General features: G+C 41.4%; 4 protein-coding genes. All 4 read right to left on the bottom strand.

Annotation, left to right across the window (positions count from 1 at the left end; all coding sequences use genetic code 11):
- The coding region (locus tag A3729_RS02705; protein ID WP_304439682.1) for a CorA family divalent cation transporter at nucleotides 1-672 on the bottom strand (672 nt) is incomplete at its 3' end.
- An 11-nt stretch (nucleotides 673-683) separates the two neighbouring features.
- Nucleotides 684-1,403 (bottom strand): LysR substrate-binding domain-containing protein, encoded by a 720-nt coding sequence (locus A3729_RS02700; protein WP_082880489.1) that lies wholly within the window; start codon nucleotides 1,401-1,403, stop codon nucleotides 684-686.
- A 54-nt stretch (nucleotides 1,404-1,457) separates the two neighbouring features.
- On the bottom strand, nucleotides 1,458-1,577 hold the full coding sequence (locus A3729_RS30430; RefSeq protein WP_082881977.1) for a LysR family transcriptional regulator: 120 nt from the start codon (nucleotides 1,575-1,577) through the stop codon (nucleotides 1,458-1,460).
- 32 nt (nucleotides 1,578-1,609) lie between these two features.
- Nucleotides 1,610-2,205 (bottom strand): hypothetical protein (locus tag A3729_RS02695; protein ID WP_231877308.1); only part of this gene is annotated, 596 nt, incomplete at its 5' end.

Below are 2,205 nucleotides of genomic sequence, written 5' to 3'. Positions count from 1 at the left end.
AATTGCATGCTCGCAAGCTGCCTTGTCGAAATATGCGTACTCATCACTTTCTTTATGTAAGCCTTCACTTATGTCCGTATGATAATTAAATGTCCGCGTCAGTTTTACCAGCCGCGACTTAAACTTTGTCAGCTCTTTCAACTGTTGGTCATTTGCATTGTTTTCGAGTTGCTCCTCAATCTCACTAAGTTGAGTATCAAAATTAAGCAACTTCTCGAGGTAAACACTCGATGCTGCTTTCATTATTTGAATAGCGACCGTCATAGGAGATATATGTTTGAGTTTACGCAAGGCTTTTTTAGATTGCTCTACCCCAACCGATTTAACCGGGTGAACAGTAACCAGAATGTTGTCTTTAACAATGAGTCCAATCGACTGATGTTGGAAAGATATATCATCTTCAATGGCACGAATTCCGCGATACAAAATAAATAAGTGCTCGTCAAAAAACTCGATTTTTGACGGGTGGCTCTTTCGCAGGGTATCTTCAATAGCAAGGTGGTCAATATTTAGCTCTGTGAGCAAACGTTTAATTATTTCATGATCTTCGGTCGTAAGATCAATCCACAGCTTTTGGCTCGTGAGTAAGTCGCCGGAAATTAGATCATCAATCGACATTGCTTCGAGCTCTTGACTCTTACCATCGTCAGAGAGCTGGATAATACTTAACATGTCATAACCCTCTATATCTCTATTATTTCTGGCACTTCAATCTCTGGAGCGTCTTCTACAGGCATTTCAAGCGCCCTAATAACATTGAGAATGTTTTCTATCTCGTTCGTATGAATGTTCTCTCGATGATGGCACGCAAAGATTTGTCTAGCAATGACCGGCGCATCGGCAACTTGATAAAGGCTTTTGTCGATATAGGGTTCAATTAAACGGTATGGTAAATAGGCACTGCCGCCAAATTCAAGCATAAATTCAAGCGCTATTCGTGAAAGCGTAGTATGAAGAATAGGTGATATATTATCTGAAAACACCTGAGTAAAACTCATTTGAAACGACAAACCCCAATCAATGGCAATATAACGTTGCTGGACTGCCTCCTCTGCTGTTGCGTCAGCATTCGTGCTAACCAAAATCAGTTCGGCGGGGGTTATGGGTATAGATACCAAGTCATTGAGTTTCGCTGGTTCATAAATAAGCGCCACATCCAATGTACGTTCCATTAGGTGCCGGGTTAAGATATCTGGATTGTGCGCTTCCGTCCTCAATGCCATTTCTGGAAAATCGCGATGAAGTCGGTGCAATGTGTCTTGCAGCACCAGGTCCCAAAGACCTGTTGTGGCACCGAGAGAAATTACGTGTTTTTGTTTCTTTCGTAGCGATACATCTTGGCGAGCTCTTTCCCATGCAATGATAATTGTTTCGGCATGATTAATAAGGCGCTCACCTGTCACCGTTAATTGTAAGTTATTCCTAAAGCGAGTAAAAAGCTTCGCACCTAATACATTTTACAATTGTTTGATACGAGCACTGACCGCTGCTTGGGTAAGGTATAAGTGTTCAGCCGCTTTACCAAAGTGACGCGTATTCTTTACTTCCAAAAATGTACGTAATAACTCAATGTCCATGATGTCGCCTATGTTAAGGCCAGCGAGCTAACCTATTTATGCCAATAGTCCTTAAATATAGTACTAAAGAGACAATTAAGTCTAACCCTATCACCTAAAGGAGAACTATCACAAATTAAGGCCAGGTATGCATCGCGACCATCACCCTGGCAGGGCGGTTCATAAGGTATAGAGTCACACATTTTTCGTGCTAAATTTGACAACAAAAAGCATAATTCAGAGGTATTTGATATCTCGGCTTTCCCAGCCAAGTCACTTAGCGAAACATACTCGCGACCTGCTTTAAAAAGTTCACAGATAATGTCGTTCGTTTTGCGGCTTTCAATTGGAAGGGTCTCACAAATTGCGCGATACCATGCTGTTAGGTCAGGCATGCTATTTTCTCTCAGTCTAATTTCGTTCCTGATATGACTGTCAACAACACCCTTGAGGTATTGAAATGGTTCATCACTATCTAAACCCTCACAATAAGCAACTCTCTCACCCTGCTTAAAAACCTCGCCGGTACTCACTCCGTTAGTGACTCGGTTTACTAGCTTGTAGGTTCTATAAAAACTTTCTTTTATCTGACTCTTGGTTAATCTGTCAGGCATTGTTAAGACGTTCATCATAGTAGATTCCAAAACAA

This window comes from Oleiphilus sp. HI0043 (assembly GCF_001634935.1).
Note: the sequence above shows the minus strand (reverse complement) of the source record. Positions and strands in the feature narration are given on the sequence as shown.

Bases quoted from the DNA above. Each gene is read 5' to 3' on its own strand.
- A3729_RS30430 (WP_082881977.1), bottom strand. From the start codon at position 1,577: ATGGACATTGAGTTATTACGTACATTTTTGGAAGTAAAGAATACGCGT.